The 17,098-nt window shown below is 63.9% G+C and carries 17 protein-coding genes; 11 read left to right on the top strand and 6 right to left on the bottom strand.

Annotated features, from left to right (window positions below; genetic code table 11):
- Positions 1-44 precede the first annotated feature (44 nt).
- Genes HGI47_RS06020 through pcaD form a run of 4 tightly spaced genes read left to right on the top strand, consistent with a single transcriptional unit; the run spans position 45 to position 3,386 of the window.
- Positions 45-761, top strand: coding sequence for a CoA transferase subunit A (locus HGI47_RS06020; RefSeq protein ID WP_168851928.1), 717 nt, complete (start codon positions 45-47; stop codon positions 759-761).
- Positions 758-1,396 carry a 3-oxoacid CoA-transferase subunit B gene (locus HGI47_RS06015; protein ID WP_168851927.1) on the top strand — a complete coding sequence of 213 codons (639 nt, stop codon included), beginning with the start codon at positions 758-760 and terminating at the stop codon, positions 1,394-1,396. The genes HGI47_RS06020 and HGI47_RS06015 overlap by 4 nt, the downstream gene beginning before the upstream one ends.
- Entirely contained in the window at positions 1,396-2,598 is a 1,203-nt protein-coding gene (gene pcaF, locus HGI47_RS06010; protein WP_168851926.1) for a 3-oxoadipyl-CoA thiolase, read from the top strand. Before HGI47_RS06015 ends, pcaF begins: the two co-directional genes overlap by 1 nt.
- Positions 2,598-3,386, top strand: a complete 789-nt coding sequence (pcaD, locus tag HGI47_RS06005; protein ID WP_168851925.1) for a 3-oxoadipate enol-lactonase — start codon at positions 2,598-2,600, stop codon at positions 3,384-3,386. The genes pcaF and pcaD overlap by 1 nt, the downstream gene beginning before the upstream one ends.
- Here pcaD and HGI47_RS06000 read toward each other — a convergent pair.
- On the bottom strand, positions 3,355-4,266 hold the full coding sequence (locus tag HGI47_RS06000) for a LysR family transcriptional regulator (RefSeq protein ID WP_168851924.1): 912 nt from the start codon (positions 4,264-4,266) through the stop codon (positions 3,355-3,357). The two genes, pcaD and HGI47_RS06000, sit on opposite strands and share 32 nt — an antisense overlap.
- A 74-nt stretch (positions 4,267-4,340) precedes the next feature.
- On the opposite strand from HGI47_RS06000, the gene HGI47_RS05995 reads away from it, so the two are divergent.
- Genes HGI47_RS05995 through HGI47_RS05985 form a run of 3 tightly spaced genes read left to right on the top strand, consistent with a single transcriptional unit; the run spans position 4,341 to position 6,722 of the window.
- Positions 4,341-5,504 (top strand): muconate cycloisomerase family protein, encoded by a 1,164-nt coding sequence (locus HGI47_RS05995; protein WP_168851923.1) that lies wholly within the window; start codon positions 4,341-4,343, stop codon positions 5,502-5,504.
- A gap of 3 nt (positions 5,505-5,507) precedes the next feature.
- A complete protein-coding gene (catC, locus tag HGI47_RS05990; RefSeq protein ID WP_144903651.1) occupies positions 5,508-5,798 on the top strand; it encodes a muconolactone Delta-isomerase in 291 nt (96 codons plus the stop codon).
- 27 nt (positions 5,799-5,825) lie between these two features.
- Entirely contained in the window at positions 5,826-6,722 is an 897-nt protein-coding gene (locus tag HGI47_RS05985) for a dioxygenase (RefSeq protein ID WP_168851922.1), read from the top strand.
- A 55-nt stretch (positions 6,723-6,777) separates the two neighbouring features.
- On the opposite strand, the gene HGI47_RS05980 is transcribed toward HGI47_RS05985, so the two are convergent.
- The 3 genes from HGI47_RS05980 to HGI47_RS05970 form a co-directional block, all read right to left on the bottom strand.
- The gene (locus HGI47_RS05980; RefSeq protein ID WP_168851921.1) at positions 6,778-7,326 is read right to left on the bottom strand and encodes a nuclear transport factor 2 family protein; all 549 of its coding nucleotides are present in this window, start codon (positions 7,324-7,326) and stop codon (positions 6,778-6,780) included.
- 130 nt (positions 7,327-7,456) lie between these two features.
- Positions 7,457-7,990, bottom strand: coding sequence for a GNAT family N-acetyltransferase (locus tag HGI47_RS05975; protein WP_168851920.1), 534 nt, complete (start codon positions 7,988-7,990; stop codon positions 7,457-7,459).
- A gap of 17 nt (positions 7,991-8,007) precedes the next feature.
- Positions 8,008-9,366, bottom strand: a complete 1,359-nt coding sequence (locus HGI47_RS05970) for an efflux transporter outer membrane subunit (protein WP_240950019.1) — start codon at positions 9,364-9,366, stop codon at positions 8,008-8,010.
- Here HGI47_RS05970 and HGI47_RS05965 point away from each other — a divergent pair.
- Together HGI47_RS05965 and chrA are read left to right on the top strand one after the other, a co-directional pair.
- Positions 9,319-9,876, top strand: a complete 558-nt coding sequence (locus HGI47_RS05965) for a phytanoyl-CoA dioxygenase family protein (protein ID WP_240950018.1) — start codon at positions 9,319-9,321, stop codon at positions 9,874-9,876. The genes HGI47_RS05970 and HGI47_RS05965 overlap by 48 nt on opposite strands.
- A gap of 416 nt (positions 9,877-10,292) precedes the next feature.
- Positions 10,293-11,609 (top strand): chromate efflux transporter, encoded by a 1,317-nt coding sequence (gene chrA / locus HGI47_RS05960; RefSeq protein WP_168851917.1) that lies wholly within the window; start codon positions 10,293-10,295, stop codon positions 11,607-11,609.
- A gap of 2 nt (positions 11,610-11,611) precedes the next feature.
- Here chrA and HGI47_RS05955 read toward each other — a convergent pair whose 3' ends face one another.
- Positions 11,612-12,412, bottom strand: a complete 801-nt coding sequence (locus HGI47_RS05955) for a class III extradiol ring-cleavage dioxygenase (RefSeq protein ID WP_206066028.1) — start codon at positions 12,410-12,412, stop codon at positions 11,612-11,614.
- 128 nt (positions 12,413-12,540) lie between these two features.
- Here HGI47_RS05955 and HGI47_RS05950 point away from each other — a divergent pair, with 128 nt between their 5' ends.
- Entirely contained in the window at positions 12,541-13,455 is a 915-nt protein-coding gene (locus HGI47_RS05950; protein ID WP_168851916.1) for an SDR family NAD(P)-dependent oxidoreductase, read from the top strand.
- Between the two features lie 3 nt (positions 13,456-13,458).
- Here HGI47_RS05950 and HGI47_RS05945 read toward each other — a convergent pair whose 3' ends face one another.
- Complete coding sequence (locus HGI47_RS05945; RefSeq protein WP_168851915.1) at positions 13,459-15,432, bottom strand: bifunctional diguanylate cyclase/phosphodiesterase; 1,974 nt, start codon at positions 15,430-15,432, stop codon at positions 13,459-13,461.
- A gap of 211 nt (positions 15,433-15,643) precedes the next feature.
- Between HGI47_RS05945 and xylB the strand changes: the two genes are divergently transcribed.
- Positions 15,644-17,098 carry a xylulokinase gene (xylB, locus tag HGI47_RS05940; protein ID WP_168851914.1) on the top strand — a complete coding sequence of 485 codons (1,455 nt, stop codon included), beginning with the start codon at positions 15,644-15,646 and terminating at the stop codon, positions 17,096-17,098.

Below are 17,098 nucleotides of genomic sequence, written 5' to 3'. Positions count from 1 at the left end.
TTAGGCAGTAAAAGTATCCGTCATACAGGAATCGATCCGAGCCCATGTCGTCCAAGATCTACTCCAGCCCCACTGCAGCGCTCGAAGGCCTGCTGTTTGACGGGATGACCGTGATGTCCGGAGGCTTCGGCCTTTCGGGCAATCCCGAAAGCCTGATCCCCGAAATCCGCGATTCCGGCGTGACCGGACTGACCGTGATCTCGAACAACGCAGGCGCCGATGGCTTCGGCCTGTGGATGCTGCTGAAAACGCGCCAGATCCGCCGGATGATCGCATCCTATGTGGGTGACAACAAGCTGTTCGAGGAACAGTACCTTTCGGGCGAGCTGGACCTTGAGCTGAACCCGCAAGGCACGCTGGCCGAGCGTATCCGCGCAGGCGGCGCGGGCATTCCCGCGTTCTACACCCGCACTGGCGTTGGCACCGTGGTGGCCGAAGGCAAGCCGACCGAGGTGTTCGAAGGCGAGGAATACGTGCGCGAAACGTGGCTGCGCGCTGATCTTGCCATCATCAAGGCCTGGCGCGCCGATCCTTCGGGCAACCTCATGTTCCGCCGCACCGCGCGCAACTTCAATCCGGTCATGGCCACGGCCGCCAAGGTCACTGTGGTCGAGGTGGAAGAGATCGTGCCCGCAGGCACGTTCGATCCCGACTGCATCCATACCCCGGGAATCTATGTCGACCGTATCGTGCTTTCCACCATCAACGAAAAGCGCATCGAAAAGCTGACCACGCGTCCGCGCTCGGAGAATGTCCAATGAGTTGGTCCCGCGACGAGATGGCCGCCCGCGCTGCGCAGGAACTGCGCGATGGCTATTACGTGAACCTTGGCATCGGCATTCCCACGCTGGTGGCCAACCACGTGCCCGCCGGCATCAATGTCACGCTGCAATCGGAGAACGGAATGCTGGGCATCGGCCCCTTCCCTTATGAAGGCGAGGCTGACCCCGACCTGATCAACGCCGGCAAGCAGACCGTCACCGCCCTGCCCGACAGCAGCTTCTTCTCCAGCGCCGACAGCTTTGCCATGATTCGTGGCGGCCATATCGACATGGCCGTGCTGGGTGCGATGGAAGTTGCGGCCAACGGCGATCTGGCCAACTGGACGATCCCCGGCAAGATGGTGAAGGGCATGGGCGGCGCGATGGACCTTGTCGCAGGGGTCAGGCGCATCGTCGTGGTCATGGACCACTGCGCCAAGGATGGCAACCCCAAGATCCTCGAACGCTGCACCCTGCCCCTCACCGGGCGCGGCGTGGTGGACCTGATCGTCACCGATCTTGGCGTGATCGCGGTAGACAAGGGACAGGGCCTGCGTCTGGTGGAGTGCGCCCCCGGTGTGAGCGCTGACGAGATCGTCGCCCGCACCGGCGCGCCGCTGAAGGTTGCGGCATGATGGCCGGGGCTTTTGTCTGCGATGCCGTGCGCACGCCGATCGGGCGGCTGAACGGCAGCCTGTCCTCGGTCCGGGCCGACGATCTTGCCGCCCTGCCCTTGCGCGCCCTGATCGAGCGCAATCCGGGTGTCGACTGGGCCGCGCTCGATGACGTTCTGCTCGGTTGCGCCAATCAGGCGGGTGAGGACAACCGCAATCTGGCGCGCATGGCGGCGCTGCTGGCGGGCCTGCCCGAAGCGGTGCCGGGCGCCACGATCAACCGGCTGTGCGGTTCGGGCATGAATGCAGTGGGCAGTGCCGCGCAGGCGATCCGCAGTGGCGACGCGCAGTTCCTCATTGCCGGTGGTGCCGAGAGCATGACGCGCGCGCCCTATGTTCTGGGCAAGGCCGGCAGCGCGTTCGGGCGCGACCAGAAGATCGAGGATACGACGCTGGGCTGGCGCTTCATCAATCCGGCGATGAAGGCCGCTTACGGCGTCGATACCATGCCACAGACGGCGGAGAACGTCGCCGCGCAATGGCAGGTCAGCCGCGAGGAGCAGGACCGCTTTGCGCTTGCCAGCCAGCAGAAGACCGCAGCCGCACAGGCCAGCGGCAGGCTGGCGCGCGAGATCGTAGGCGTGACTGTCCCCGCCGGCAAGGGCGAGACGCGGCTGTTCGAAAAGGACGAACACCCCCGCCTTTCGGCGCTGAACGCGCTTTCCGCACTGCGCCCGGTGGTCCGCGCGGATGGCACCGTGACCGCAGGCAATGCCTCGGGCCTCAACGATGGCGCAGCGGCGATGATCGTGGCGAGCGAAGTGGCTGCATCCAAGCATGGCCTGACGCCCCGCGCCCGCGTGGTCGGCATGGCTTCGGCAGGCGTTGCCCCGCGCGTCATGGGTATCGGCCCGGTCGACGCTGCCCGCCGCCTGCTGGCCCGCACCGGCCTGAGCATGGCGCAGATGGACGTGATTGAACTGAACGAGGCCTTTGCCGCGCAGGCCATCCCCGTCCTGCGCGAACTGGACACCGATCCCTTCGACCCGCGCGTCAATCCCAATGGCGGCGCGATTGCGCTGGGCCATCCGCTTGGCATGTCGGGCGCGCGGCTGGTGCAGACGGCGGTCGAGGAATTGCACGTGTCCGGTGGCCGCTATGCCCTTGCCATGATGTGCGTTGGCGTGGGCCAAGGCATCGCAATGATAGTGGAGCGTGTGTGATGGCCGATGCCATGATCGTGACGACGGATGACCGCGTTCGCCTTGCCGTGGAAGTCCGCGGGTCTGAAGGGGCGCCAGTGCTGCTCCTTTCCAATTCGCTTGGCACCACGATGGCCATGTGGGACCCGCAGGTCGAAGCGCTGTCGCAGCGTTATCGCCTTGTCCGCTATGACGGACGCGGTCAGGGCCAGTCGGCCTGCCCGGCAGGCGCGGCCTCGATGGACAGGCTCGGGCGCGATGCGCTCGCCGTGCTGGACGCGCTGGGCGTGGAGCGTGCGCATTTCTGCGGTCTTTCGATGGGCGGCATGATTGGCCAATGGCTGGCGGCGCGCGCGCCCGAACGGCTGTTGCGGCTGGTGCTGGCCAATACCTCGGCCTGGATGGCCCCGCCTTCGGCCTGGCAATCGCGGCTGGAAGGCGTGCTTGCCGATGGCATGGGGCCCCTTGCGGAAGCTTCGCTGCAACGCTGGTTCACGCCCGCGTTCCTTGCCGCCGAACCGGACAGGGCCGATTGGATCAGGCAGATGCTGCTCGCCAACGATCCACAGGGTTATGCCGCCTGCTGCGCCGCCATCCGTGACATGGACCAGCGTCGCACGGCATCGCTGAACACCGTGCCCACACTGGTCATCGCGGGCAATGCCGATCCGGCGACATCCGTTGCCGATGCGCAGTTCCTAGTGGATGCGGCCGCCGACGCCCGCCTAGTAACGCTTCCGACCGCCCATCTTTCGAATGTCGAATGCCCCGCGCTGTTCACGCTGGCGGTGATCGATCACCTAGGTTAGGCCAGGTTTCCCGCCCTGCGTTCCGAAACGCGCGCGCTGTCGCGCTGCTGTCTGTCGCACGCTGGCTGAGGATGACGGGCGAAATCGCGCCGATGCCCGCCAGCGGACGATAGACGATGCTGCCGTGGCGCGTCTGGCTCAAGGCTTCGGGCACGATCGCCATACCCTCGCCAATGGCGACAAGGCCCAGCGCCGTCTGCACCTCGCGCACCTCGCGCGTGGACGAAGGCACGACGGCATTGCGCGTGAGCATAGCCAGCACCTGATCGGCATAGGTCGGCCGCGGCTGGCTGGGGTAAAGGATCAGCCGCTCCCCTTCCAGCATCGCGATCGGCACCGCGCCGCCATTCTCAGCCAAGGGGGAATCCGCAGGCATCGCCACCATCAGCGGCTCTTCCAGCAGCACTTCGCGCACGATGGCCGGATCGTCGATCGCCACGCGGCCCAGCCCGGCATCGATCCGTCCGGTCTTGAGCGCGGCCACCTGTTCGAGCGTGATCATCTCGACCAGTTCCACCTCCACCTCGGGCATCATCGCGCGGAACCGGCGGATCATGGCAGGCATGTCGCCATGCAGGATCGAGCCGACCACCCCCACCGCAAAGCGCGGACGGCGCGCCTGCTTCCAGCGCTTCATCATCGGCTTGATCTGGTCGAGCGCGGCGACGACCGGGGCTGCCTGTTCGAACAGCAGGCGTCCCGCCTCTGTCAGCTGCACGGGCCGGGTGCCGCGTTCAAACAGCTCCACGCCCAGTTCGATCTCGAGATCACGGATCTGGCGGCTGAGGGGAGGCTGCGATACGCCGAGATGCTCGGCCGCGCGCGTAAAGCCCCGCTGCTCCACCACGGCCAGAAAATAGCGCAAGTGCCGGACTTCCACGATACCTCCCGGGTATGATCCCCCCCGGAACTAGTCTTTCCCGATAGCTCGCGCAACGCCTAGTCAAAGAACGCATGAGCTTACGCGAAAATCCCACGATTCTCGGGATCGAGACGATCATTCTCGATCTTCCGACAATCCGCCCGCACGTGCTGGCAATGGCCACCATGCATTCGCAGACGATCTGCCTCGTCCGCATAACCTGCTCTGACGGTATCATCGGGATCGGGGAGGCCACCACCATCGGCGGTCTAGCCTATGGGCCCGAAAGCCCCGAAACGATCAAGGTCGCGATCGACAGCTACTTCGCGCCGCTGCTCGAAGGACTCGATGCCACTCGCCCCGCGATGGCGATGGCGCTGCTGGCGCGCCATGTCGTCGGCAACAACTTCGCCAAGTGCGCAATCGAGACAGCGCTGCTCGACGCGCAGGGCAAGCGGCTGGGCCTGCCGGTAAGCGAACTTGTCGGCGGGCGGCGGGTCGCTGCCCTGCCCGTTCTCTGGACACTGGCAAGCGGCGATACCGCGCGCGACATTGCCGAAGCCGAACAGATGCTGGGCATGGCCCGCCACAACGCGTTCAAGCTGAAGATCGGCAAGCGTCCGCTTGAACAGGACGTGGCGCACGTTGGCGCGATCAAGGCGGCCATGGGTTCGCGCGCCTCGGTGCGGGTCGATGTGAACATGGCGTGGGACGAGGCCACCGCACGGCGCGGCCTTGCCATGCTGGCCGATGTCGGCTGCGACCTGGTGGAACAGCCGATCATCCGCCACAACCGCGATGGCATGGCCCGCCTCACTGCGCTGGGCCTGATTGCGGTCATGGCCGATGAAAGCCTCACGGGTCCTGCCAGCGCGATGGATTTTGCCCGCAGCGCCGCAGCCGATGTCTTTGCGGTGAAGATCGAACAATCCGGCGGCCTCGATGCCGCGCGCGCCGTTGCCCAGATCGGCCATGCCGCGGGCATCGCGCTCTATGGCGGCACGATGCTCGAAGGCGCGATCGGGACCATTGCCTCGGCCCACGCCTTTGCAACGTTCCCGGCGCTCGAATGGGGCACGGAACTGTTCGGCCCGCTGCTGCTGACCGAGGAAATCCTCGAAGAGCCGCTCGCCTATCGCGATTTTGCCCTGGCCGTGCCCACTGGCCCAGGCCTTGGCATCGCGCTCGACGAAGATCGCGTCGCGCGTTTCCGCCGCGATCGCACCACCAGCCAATTCGCCCTGCAAGGAGCCTGACCGATGCTGTTCCAGGTGGAGATGACCGTCAACATCCCGCTCGATTTCGATAAGGCCGAGGCCGATCGGATCAAGGCGGTGGAAAAGGCCTATAGCCAGAACCTGCAAGCCAGCGGCGAATGGCGGCACATCTGGCGCGTGGCGGGGCTCTACGCCAACGTCTCGATCTTCGATGTCGCCAGCAACGAGCGCCTGCACGAGATCCTGATGGGCCTGCCGCTCTATCCGTTCATGACCATCAAGGTCACGCCGCTGTGCCGGCACCCCTCTTCCATTCGCGACGACGATCGCTGAAACCACAAGACACCCGGGAGTAACGAGATGCCTGCGAACTTTGCCAGCACCGAAGCCGTCCAGAAACTGCTAGACCGCGCCAGCGGGCTTGATATCGACGGCGGTAACCCCCGCCTCAAGGCGATCATGCGTGACCTGCTGCAGGCGACCGCCAACATAATCGTCAAGCACAACATCAGCGAAAGCGAATTCTGGCAGGCGGCCAAGTACCTTGCCGATGGCGCGGGCGAGATCGGCCTGATCCTTCCCGGCATCGGCCTTGAACATTTCCTCGATCTCTACATGGACGCCAAGGACGCTGAAGCAGGCCTTTCCGGCGGCACCCCGCGCACCATCGAAGGCCCGCTCTACGTCGCCGGTGCCCCGCTGGTGGATGGCACCTCTGAAGTCGATCTGACCTCAGACCCCGACGATACCGATACCCTGCACATGACGGGCATTGTTACCGGCCCCGATGGCGAACCCGTGAAGGACGCCATTCTCCACGTCTGGCATGCCAACAGCCAGGGCTGGTATTCGCACTTCGATCCGACCGGTGAACAGACCCCGTTCAACAACCGCCGCCGCATCAAGCTGGGCGCCGATGGTCGCTACGCCTTCCGTTCGAAGATGCCGCACGGCTATTCGGTGCCGCCGGGCGGCGCAACCGACGTGCTGATGCAGGCGCTGGGCCGTCATGGAAATCGCCCCGCCCACGTTCACTTCTTTGTCGAAGCGCCGGGCTATCGCACGCTGACCACCCAGATCAACTTCGGCGATGATCCCTTCGCCGCCGACGACTTTGCCTTCGGCACGCGCGAAGGGCTGCTGCCGGTGCCGAGCCGCCAGGGCGACACCGCGCACATCGCGTTCGATTTCCAGCTGCAGCGCGCCAGGGCCGACGAGGACCAGAGCTTCTCACGTCGAGCCCGCGCACAGGGCTGATCGCGCACATCCGCGCCACGAAGGGGAGCGGCGGAAGCCGTCGCTCCCCTTTCTGTCATTCAACGGACATCAGCACCGAATTGCCGATCAGTGTCTGTGTCCAGCCGCTCGGAAGGTCGCCGATGAAAAGGTTCTCGGTGCGATAGCGCGCAATTTTCCAGCCAGCGTCGGTGCGACGGAACGTTACGCGCAGGCGGCTAGACCGGATTAGGGTTGAGCCATCGTCATGCACCCAGGGCTGAAACTGAACCCAGGTGCCCTCGGCATGATCCTCGCCCACATCGTATATCTGTTCCGATGTCAGGTAATGGGTGTTGAAGACCTGCCGCGGCCTGGCTTCGGCAAAGAAGCGGCGCATGTGGGCGGCAACCCCGGCGGGTCCGCGGTGTTCGCCGAACTGCGCACCGTGTGCACCGCCCACTCCCTGCCAGATGCCATCGTCGGCAAAGAGGCTGCCGATTGCCTCGGCGCGTTCGTCATCGGTCAGGCCCGGTTCCGGCAAGGGCACGTCGCACAGATAGAGATAGCGCGCGAGCAGGCGCCGCACGGCTGCCTCGGCTTCCAGCAAGGCTACGCGATGCCGCAACTCAGCAAGTTCGTCCACGCGTCATTCTCCCCTGTCTTGCCTGATACTGCCGGTATCTGCCGCAGCCCTTCCTGTCCAAACGCGGATCGCACCGCCCGGAAGTTTCGTGCGCATCGCGCGCATGGATTGCGCAAAACGCCGGACAGAATCACTGGGCAGGTTTCATCCGCTTGATGAAACGGAACATGTCGTTCCCTCCCGGCATGTCGGCAGACGCAGACATATTGGGATCACGATGATGATCGTTCCAGAACTCGACAATGTGGAAGCCGCAGACATTGACGTAGAAATGGATGTTGCGCTTCTCGAAATAGGGGGTGGCAGTTTCCCATGCTTCAGTTTCCGCAAACAAGACCTCAATGGCGAACCACGCGCGCCTGCCAAGACCTTGCCCGTGATGGCCGACCTTCACGAAGAACAGGTCGAGACGGTTCATCCTGTTCTCGGCATCGATCACCACGACCGCACCACCAATCGACACCCCATCGGCCAGGACATGAAGGATGCGCGCATTTGGCCCGTTGATCGACTTGTCGATGTCCGCATCGTCCGGAATCGGCCCCTCGGGCTGTTCCCCAAGTTCATCGATCACCGCAAGTGCGAAGGCGGCCTGCAGATCACGCTTGAAAGCGGCGATCTCGTCTGGCGCGACAGGGACAAGCGTTACGTCTTGAACAGGCATCTTGCATTCCTTCATCATCAGTCAACTGCACCACCAAGGGCACGATAGAGGGCCGATGCACTGGACAGTTCATCCCGCCGCACGACCAGCAGGGCCTGCCTTGCGGCATAGGCTGTTCGCTGCGCATCCAGCAGTTCAAGGCGGGCGCTCAAGCCGGATTGATAGGCTAGCTTGACCAGCCTTGCCCGATTTTCGGCCTGGTCGACAACATCTTGCTGCGCCTTCGTCTGCGAAGTGAAAGTGGCCCGCGCGTCTAGTCCATCGGCCACCTCGCGAAACGCCGTCTGGATCGTGCGTTCGTAGGTTGCCACCGCCGCCGCTTTCCTGACCCGCGCCAAATCGAGCGAGCCGCGCAGTTCCCCGCCCCTGAAGATCGGGGCCGTCAATGAAGGCGAATATGACCAGCTCCTGTTGCCCGGCTGGAACAGTTTTTCAAGGGCAAGGCTGGCAAAGCCGAATGCTGCCGTCAGCGACAGCCGCGGGAGAAATGCAGCGCGGGCTGCGCCGATATCCGCATTGGCCGCGCGCAATTCGTGCTCAGCCTGTGCGATATCCGGGCGTCGGAGCAACAGGTCCGAAGGCGTACCCGGCGCCAGCGACGTTCGGATGGGTTGCTGCAGCAGCTCGACCGGATCGGGCAGATCATCGGGCAAGGGCGTGCCCACTGCGAGGACGAGGGCATTGGTTGCCTGCATCCGCTCCCGCTCGCGCTGCGCAAGATCGGCCTGCGCCTGCCGCATCAGGCCTTCGATCTGCGCCAGGTCAATGCCGCTGGCCTGCCCGGCCGCATGCAGCCGCTGGGTAAGGGCCAACGACGCCTGCCAATCAGCCAGTGTCGCCTCGATCAAGGCAACCTGTTCCGCAGCCAGCCGTTCGGCCAGATAGGCTTCGACAACCGCCCCGATCACGGTCAACCGCACGGCGCGCTGTCCTTCGCGCGAGGCGAAATAGCGCTCGTTCGCCGCATCGTTCTGCGCCTTGATGCGGCCGAACAGGTCAATTTCAAAGGCGGTCAACGCAGATTGCGCGCTGAACTGGTCAAATGAAAAGCCAGTCGCCTCACCCTCGCCAAGGCCGACACCTGCACCGGCGACGCCTGCTGGCTGACGCTGGCGGGTATAGGACATATCCACGTTCACGTTCGGCCGCCCCTGGGCGCGCTGGATGCGCGTTTGCGCAAGGGCGGCCTCTGCATTCAGGGCCACAATGCGCAGGTCACGGTTTTCGCGCATCGAAAGCGAGATTAGCCGCTGCAGCCGAGCATCGCCGAGGTAGTGGGTCAGTTTGAAATCTGACCCACCACCCTGCCGCGCCACTACGATCCGCGTTTGCGCGATAACCTCTACGAACGGCGGGCAGCCTTGATCTCGCGACAACTGATCGGAGAGACTGCAACTCTGGATTATGACCAGTTCCTCGCGAAGCGCCCTGCGAAGCCCGATGCCGTTTTTACCATGCATCAGGACCTGGGATACTGGCCCACTGGAACACCTGAGCCGCTTACCGCTACGTGCAGTCTCGCGCTTGACGATGCCGATCCGGAAAATGGTTGCCTCAAGGTCGTGCCGGGTTCGCAAAAGCAGGGCCTGCGTCCGCACCGCCCTCTCATGGGCGACGACCGCAGCGACTCTCACATCCTCAGCGTCGAACTTACTGATGCCGATATCGTCGTCGAATTGCCCCTGAAGCGCGGCGACATCACTGTGCATGATGAACTGATCGTTCATGGGTCAGGAGGAAATACCTCGCCGGACCGCTGGCGCCGAACATATATCGCTGCCTTCCGCTCGAAAGCCTGCGTGGATTTCGAACGGTCGATCGGCTTCACGCATTCACACAACGACACAATCGCTTGGGAGACACATCTCGCCGCGCTGACGGCCTAAGCGAAGTGTTCCGACGGGGCCCAAATCTCCCTTGAATCTTTTTGGCCAAGGGGTCGCTGGCGGCTACCTGAATAGCTTGTGCGCACGGCGCGCTGGTACATGGTCGTCAGTGGAACCATTGGCGCCGCATTACGAACATGCGTTGATTAAGCGGGCTTTCAACATTGCAAATCGCCCCTGCGTCCCGGGAACTGCAACTCTTGAATTGATAGATTTGGAAATGGATCACGATAACTGGCCCAGTTTTGTACTGTAGGGTTTGGGTCGCCTTCAGGTTGATTTTCAGGTTGTCGTAGTTTGCAAACTCGGCAATTATGGAGGCCACACCGGGGCAGCAGCAACCTCCCGGTCAGGCCTTACCGCCCAAGTGTTGCCTTGTTGGTCCGCGTCTTCGCGGATGGTAAGGCATGGGGCGAATGGCAATTTCAACTACACATCCTGATTTCCGCGAAATGGTTCGTGTCTTCGCACGGATCGGATTTCTGAGCTTTGGCGGGCCAGCCGGGCAGATCGCGCTGATGCACCGCGAACTGGTGGACGAACGGCAATGGGTGGATGAAGAGCAGTATCTCCACGCGCTGAACTTCTGCCACCTTCTGCCCGGACCCGAAGCGCAGCAACTTGCCACGTGGATCGGCTGGAAGCTGCACGGGCTGCGTGGTGGGCTGGTGGCCGGGCTGCTGTTCGTGCTGCCCGGCGCGCTGATCATTTTTGGGCTGACAATGCTTTACGCTGTGGCGGCCAACCTTGAATGGTTTGCCGCGCTGTTTCTGGGCATCAAGGCCGCAGTGCTGGCCATCGTGGTGCAGGCCCTGCTGCGCATCGCCGGGCGCGCGCTCAACACCGGGTTCAAGCGTGGCCTTTCCGTGGTCGCGTTCATCGCATTGTTCGCGTTTGATGCGCCCTTCCCGCTGGTCGTGCTGGGCGCGGGCGCGATTGGCATGGTCGTTGCCGCCCTGCGCCCGGATTGGCTGGCGCTGAAGGCGGGCAGCGGCGCAGCCATCGCAACGCCGCGTCCGTGGGGCCATTCGATCCGCACCGTGCTGATCTGGGGCGCGATCTGGGCTGCTCCTATGGGGCTGGTGCTGGCTACGCTGGGCCGCAACCATGTGCTGTGGGACATCGGCAGCTTCTTTTCGCAACTGGCCGTGGTGACGTTTGGCGGGGCCTATGCGGTGCTGGCCTATATGGCGCAGGAATCGGTGCAGAACTATGGCTGGTTGAGCGCGGGCGAAATGGCCGATGGCCTTGGCCTTGCCGAAACGACGCCGGGACCGCTGATCATGGTCACGCAGTTCGTCGGCTATCTTGCCGCCTTCCGCGCACCTGCGCCGTTTTCGCCGTTTGTGGCCGGATTGCTGGGCGCAGCGCTGACCACGTGGGTCACTTTTGCGCCCTGCTTCCTGTGGATTTTCACCTTCGCGCCGTGGATCGAGCGGATGGAGAACTCCCCTCGCCTCAAAGGCGGGCTGGCCGCCCTCACCGCCGCCGTGGTGGGCGTGATCGCCAACCTTACCGCTTGGTTCTTTATCCACGTGCTGTTTTCAGCCGTGGTCAAGGCCGAAGTGGGGCCATTGCACCTGAACATTCCGGTCTTATCCACGTTCGACTGGCGCGCAGCAGTGCTGGCAGCGATGGCCGCCGTGCTACTGTTCAGGCTAAAATGGAACATCATGCGCGTGCTTGCCGCCGCTGCCGTGGGCGGCTTGATCCTCGGCCTCGGCGTGGGTTGAGCCTACCCGAACCGGAACCCCGTTACCGCCATGCTGCCCATGAAATCGCTTTGATGGAAATGCACGGCGCAAGCGTCAGCCCCGCCTGCCCCTGCGGCCACCATCAGCGGCAGCAGGTGTTCGGGCCGGGGGTGCGCGGCGGGGGCGGCGGGGGCTTCGGCCCAGCGCAGCAGCGCCGCGTCGCGGGTCGCTTCAGGCTTTCCGTCAAGGCTTTCGCGCAGCCACTGGTCGAACTGCGCGGCGGCTTCTGCCCCCGCCGGTCCCCATGCGCGCAGGTTGTGGTAGGACAGGCCGGACCCCAAAATCAGCACGCCTTCATCGCGCAAGGGTTGCAGCAGACGGCCCATCGCGATGTGCGCGGCGGGATCGAAGTGATCCAGCACCGATAGCTGCACGATGGGGATATCCGCCTGCGGGCGCACAGGCTGCATCATCGAGAACGTGCCGTGATCGAAGCCGCGCTCGGCATCGTCTTCGCAATCCATCCCCCCTGCCCGCAGCAGATCGCGCACGCGGCCCGCCAATTCGGGGCTTCCCGGCGCTGTATAGCGAATGTGGTAGGTGTGTTCGGGGAAGTTGTAATAGTCATAAAGCATCGGCGGCGCGGGGTGCGACGATACATGCGGCACAGGCGCTTCCCAGTGCGCAGAGACAACCAGAATGGCGCTGGGGCGTTCGGGCAGTTCATCCATCACGCCCGCCAACGATGCCTCCAGCTTCCCATAGGCCTCCCGCATCGGCCCTTCCATCCACGGCCAGGGTCCGCCGCCGTGGTTGAGGAAATAGGTGGGCAGTCGAGTCATCGTTGCAGAACTCCATCGGGACAGGTCCGCACATGGTCATGGGCAGAACCGCCTGCAAGGCCGCGCTTGCCCTCCTTTGGTCGATATTGTAAGTAACACTAACAAAATTGGAAGAGGAGCCGAACGCCATGCAGTCATTCGAAAACCAGATCGCCTTCATCACCGGCGGCGCATCGGGCGCGGGGTTCGGGCAGGCGCAGGTCTTTGGGCGCGCGGGGGCAAGGATCGTGGTGGCTGATATTCGCGCCGATGCCGTTGCAAAGGCCGTGACCAACCTTCAGGCCGAAGGGATCACCGCCCACGGCATCACGCTCGATATCATGGACCGCGCCGCCTATGCCCGCGCGGCAGACGAGGTTGAGGCCGTGTTCGGCGCTGCGCCTACGCTGCTGTTCAACACCGCCGGCGTCAACAGCTTCGGCCCGGTGGAGAACACCAGCTATGATGATTTCGACTGGATCGTCGGTGTAAACCTTGGCGGCGTGATCAATGGCATGGTCACCTTTGTTCCGCGCATGATCGCCAGCGGAAAGCCGGGGCACATCGTCACCACATCATCGCTGGGCGGGCTGATGGGCAGCGCGCTGGCCGCGCCCTACTCCGCCGCAAAGGCGGCGGTGATCAACCTGATGGAAAGCTATCGGCTGGGTCTGGACAAGCACCAGATCGGCGTTTCGGTTCTGTGCCCGGCCAACATCAAATCGAACATTGCCGAAGCCAGCCGGTTGCGCCCGGCACAGTTTGGCAAGAGCGGTTATGTGGAGAACGAAGATTCCATCGCCTCGCTGCATTCGATCCACCAGCACGGTATGGACCCATTGGAACTGGCGAACCACGTGAAAGCCGGGATCGAAGCCAACCAGCTTTACATTATCCCTTACCCCGAAGCGAAGGACGGCCTGCGCACCCACTTCGATGCCATCGTGGAATCGGTTCTGCCGCTTGAGGCCGACCCCGAAGGCGCGCGTTTGCGCACCGAAGCGTTGCAGAACTGGGCAGCAGACAGGGCCAAGGTGTTCATGGAAAAGCAGAACGCCGAGTAGAGCTTACCCCGCGGCGCGGAGCCACCGCTCTGCGCCAAGCGGGCGCCCGGACCGACGGCAGGCTTCGATAAACTCGGCAAGCGGCAGAGGTTTGCCGAAAAGATAGCCCTGCAATTCGTGGCATCCGGCGGCACGCAGAATTTCGGCCTGCGCTTCGGTTTCCACGCCTTCGGCAATCACCGCCATGTCCAGCCCGCGCGCCAGGTTGATAGCGCCGGTCACCAGCATCGTCGCCTTTGCGCCGGGCGACAGCCCCGCCAGCAGCGATTTGTCCAGCTTGATATGGCTGAAGCCATAGGACCGCAAGTAATGGATGCTGGTAAAACCAGTGCCGAAATCATCCAGCGCAATCGACATGCCGCGCGCCTTGAACGTTTCCACCGCGCTCACCACGCGTTCCGGGTTGGCCAGCAGATAGCCTTCGGTAATCTCGAACTGCAGCCGTTCCGGCGAAAAGCGCGTCTGTTCCAGCACGTGCGCAACCTGCCGTTCGAAAGCCGGATCGCGGAACTGTGCGGGCGAAACGTTAACGCTGAGATGCAGTGTGCCCAGCGGCCCGATCTCGCGTGCTGCGCGTTCCAGCACGAACAGGCCAAGCGGGTGAATCTGCCCGGTCGCTTCGGCAATCTCGATAAACTCGTCGGGCGGCAGCGCTCCTTCCGGGCGGCGCGGCCAGCGCAGCAGCGCCTCTACCGAAACGATGGCCCCGCTATAGGCATCGACGATGGGCTGATAGAACACGTCGAACTCACCACGGGCAAGGCCCAACCCGATCTGCGCTTCTATGTCCAGACGGCGCAGGCGGCCTTCGTCAAACCCGGCATCGTAGATCGCGACCTGGCCCTTGCCCTGCGTCTTTACGTGATACATCGCAATGTCAGCGCGCCGCAGCAGTTCACGCGGACTGCCAGCGGCATCGACATTGGCCGCAACGCCGATGGACCCGCCCACTTGCAGCACGTGCCGATCCACCAGCACCGGCAGGGCAATTTCTTCCAGCATCGTGTGCGCGAGTTGCAACGCAGCGCTTTGCGCATCGCGCGCTTCGAGCAGGACGGCAAATTCGTCTCCGCCCACCCGCGCCAACATAGCGTGCGGCGGGCAATGCTGGCGCAGGCGCAGACACACGCTGCGGATAAGCGCGTCACCCGCCTGATGGCCGTGTTCGTCGTTTACAGCCTTGAACCCATCAAGATCGATGAAAATCACGGCAAGGCTGTTGCGTGGCAGATCGGCGCGGGCTTCCAGCCGATCAAGCCGCGCCAGCAGTTCGCGCCTGTTGGGCAATCCGCTCAGCGGATCGGTAAAGGCGATGCGCCGGTTCTCCTCGCTCAGCTTTTCGGTTTCATGCTGGCGCATCCGCAGATTGCGCCGTGACCGGATCAGTTCGGAAAAAGAATGCGTGTGCCGGTGCACCACCACGACCATGCCCGCACTGACCAGGCACAACACTATGGTTTGCGCCAGCATCTGGCCGTTGTCGGCCCAGGAAAAGTAGAACAGGAACGAAAGCGTGCTGACCACCGCCACGCGCATCGCCACCGGGCCCAGCGTCATAAGGCAGAACACCGTGCTGACTTCCGTCAATCCGAGGAAGAAGGTCAGGCTTCCCCGCCCATAGGCATCGCCGTCGTTGTAGACCCAGATGCACCACAGCTCGAAAGCCAACGTCATGACCACGCTCAGCGCGCCGGTTCGGTGCAGGTGACTGCGGATCTCGTCGTCGGAAAGACCCTCTGGATCTGCGCTGCGCCACCACCACACGCCGCGCGACATGGCGACACCGCAGATCAATGCCGGTGAGATCAGTGTCTTGATCAGCTTGTCGGGGTCAAAAAAGACCACCGCGATTGCCAGCGCATTGCCGAGCAGAATAACGTAAAGGAGCGGCAAATGCGCGGAAAGCGAGCGGAATTGGGCGCGCGCGAGTTCGGCATCGCTTGTGTCCAGCCTGAAAAAATTCAGCAGTGCCCGCATCTTGCCGCTTTTCGCCCGCCACCCCTTGAGGATTGGTTAAGCTGCCCGTTTCTCGCAATTTCCTGAAGATCGCGCGGACCGCGCCTTACGTAACGGCCCCTATTCACCGCGCGCCGCCCGCGCCAACAGACGATTGCCAAGAACAAAAGGTAGCGCTATCATGCCATCTCAACCGCCGCGCCAAGCGGAGGGGCAGAGAGGATGAATCACAATGTTCCTGGGGCTGGATATCGGCACAAGCGGGGTAAAAGCTGTCGTCCTTTCCGAAAGTGGCGACGTGCTGGCCCAAGCCACCGCCGATCTTGCCGTGTCGCGCCCGCAAGCCCTGTGGTCGCAGCAAGCCCCGGCAGACTGGGTTGCCGCCACGCATCACGCCGTGCTGGCCATCGACCCGGCGCTTCGCGCCGCAGTCCAAGGCGTTGGCCTTGCCGGGCAGATGCACGGCGCCACGCTGCTGGGCGCAGACGATGCCCCTTTGCGCCCCGCGATCCTGTGGAACGACGGGCGCAGCTTTGCCGAATGTGCGGCGCTGGAATCGCGCGAACCGCGCAGCCGCGAAATTACCGGCAATATCATGATGCCCGGCTTCACCGCGCCCAAGCTGGAATGGGTGCGCGCCCACGAACCGGATGTTTTCGCACAGTTGCGCACCGTGCTGCTGCCCAAGGACTATGTGCGCCTTGCCCTGACCGGCGAAAAGGCCAGCGACATGTCCGACAGCGCCGGAACGCTATGGCTTGATGTGGCGCGCCGCTCATGGTCGGACGAAATGCTCGCCGCCACCGGCCTTGATGAAAGCCACATGCCCCGCCTTTATGAAGGACCGGAAGTCACCGGCCAGCTCCGCGCCGATGTGGCGAGCGTATGGGGCATGGGCGCCGTGCCCGTGGTGGCAGGCGCGGGTGACAATGCCGCCGGCGCGCTGGGCGTTGGCGTGACTGGCGAAGGGCAGGGAATGCTCTCGCTCGGCACATCGGGCGTGATCTTTGTCGGTAACGACCAGTTCCGCCCCAACCCGGCGCAGGCCGTCCACGCCTTTTGCCACGCCCTGCCCGGCGTGTGGCACCAGATGAGCGTGCACCTTTCTGCCGCATCGTGCATCGATTGGGCGGCAAAGGCCTGCAACGTCCCCGGCCCGGCGGAATTTTTCGCGCTGGCCGAAGCGCACGGTGTGCAGGCCGGAAGCGAACTGTTCCTCCCCTATCTTTCGGGCGAACGCACCCCGCACAACGATCCGCACATCCGCGCCGCCTTCCTCGGCCTTGGCAACGAAAGCGCTACCGGTGCGATGGCCGCCGCGGTGCTGGAAGGCGTGGCTTTCGCCCATGCCGACGGCATTGACGCGCTGCGCACTGCGGGCACGCAGATCGATGAACTCTGCGTCATCGGCGGCGGATCACGGTCGGTCCACTGGGGCCGCATCCTTGCCGCTGCGCTGGGCGTACGGCTTGTCTATCTTGATGGCGGCGAAGTCGGCCCTGCCCTTGGCGCGGCGCGCCTTGCGCAGATCGGCGTGACCGGGGCCAGCGCGGCGCAAGTCTGCACCCGCCCGCCGATCCGCGCCGTGATCGAACCCGACGCCGCCCTTGCCGATATCCTCAGCCCCAAACGCACCCGTTTCCGCGCCGCCTATGCCGCGCTTGCCGCCATCCAAGGAGTAGCCTGA

It is taken from the genome of Novosphingobium sp. ERN07 (assembly GCF_012641335.1).
Lineage (GTDB): Bacteria > Pseudomonadota > Alphaproteobacteria > Sphingomonadales > Sphingomonadaceae > Novosphingobium.
The sequence above is the reverse complement of the archived record's forward strand: the minus strand, read 5'-3'. Positions and strand labels throughout refer to the sequence as shown.

Excerpts from the sequence above, each read along its gene's own strand:
- catC (WP_144903651.1), top strand. The coding sequence starts at position 5,508 with ATGCTGTTCCAGGTGGAGATGACCGTCAACATCCCGCTCGATTTCGAT.
- HGI47_RS06015 (WP_168851927.1), top strand. The coding sequence starts at position 758 with ATGAGTTGGTCCCGCGACGAGATGGCCGCCCGCGCTGCGCAGGAACTG.
- HGI47_RS05995 (WP_168851923.1), top strand. The coding sequence starts at position 4,341 with ATGAGCTTACGCGAAAATCCCACGATTCTCGGGATCGAGACGATCATT.
- pcaD (WP_168851925.1), top strand. The coding sequence starts at position 2,598 with ATGGCCGATGCCATGATCGTGACGACGGATGACCGCGTTCGCCTTGCC.
- HGI47_RS06020 (WP_168851928.1), top strand. The coding sequence starts at position 45 with ATGTCGTCCAAGATCTACTCCAGCCCCACTGCAGCGCTCGAAGGCCTG.
- HGI47_RS05975 (WP_168851920.1), bottom strand. The coding sequence starts at position 7,990 with ATGCCTGTTCAAGACGTAACGCTTGTCCCTGTCGCGCCAGACGAGATC.
- HGI47_RS05950 (WP_168851916.1), top strand. The coding sequence starts at position 12,541 with ATGCAGTCATTCGAAAACCAGATCGCCTTCATCACCGGCGGCGCATCG.
- chrA (WP_168851917.1), top strand. The coding sequence starts at position 10,293 with ATGGCAATTTCAACTACACATCCTGATTTCCGCGAAATGGTTCGTGTC.
- xylB (WP_168851914.1), top strand. The coding sequence starts at position 15,644 with ATGTTCCTGGGGCTGGATATCGGCACAAGCGGGGTAAAAGCTGTCGTC.
- HGI47_RS05945 (WP_168851915.1), bottom strand. The coding sequence starts at position 15,432 with ATGCGGGCACTGCTGAATTTTTTCAGGCTGGACACAAGCGATGCCGAA.
- HGI47_RS05985 (WP_168851922.1), top strand. The coding sequence starts at position 5,826 with ATGCCTGCGAACTTTGCCAGCACCGAAGCCGTCCAGAAACTGCTAGAC.
- HGI47_RS05955 (WP_206066028.1), bottom strand. The coding sequence starts at position 12,412 with ATGACTCGACTGCCCACCTATTTCCTCAACCACGGCGGCGGACCCTGG.
- pcaF (WP_168851926.1), top strand. The coding sequence starts at position 1,396 with ATGGCCGGGGCTTTTGTCTGCGATGCCGTGCGCACGCCGATCGGGCGG.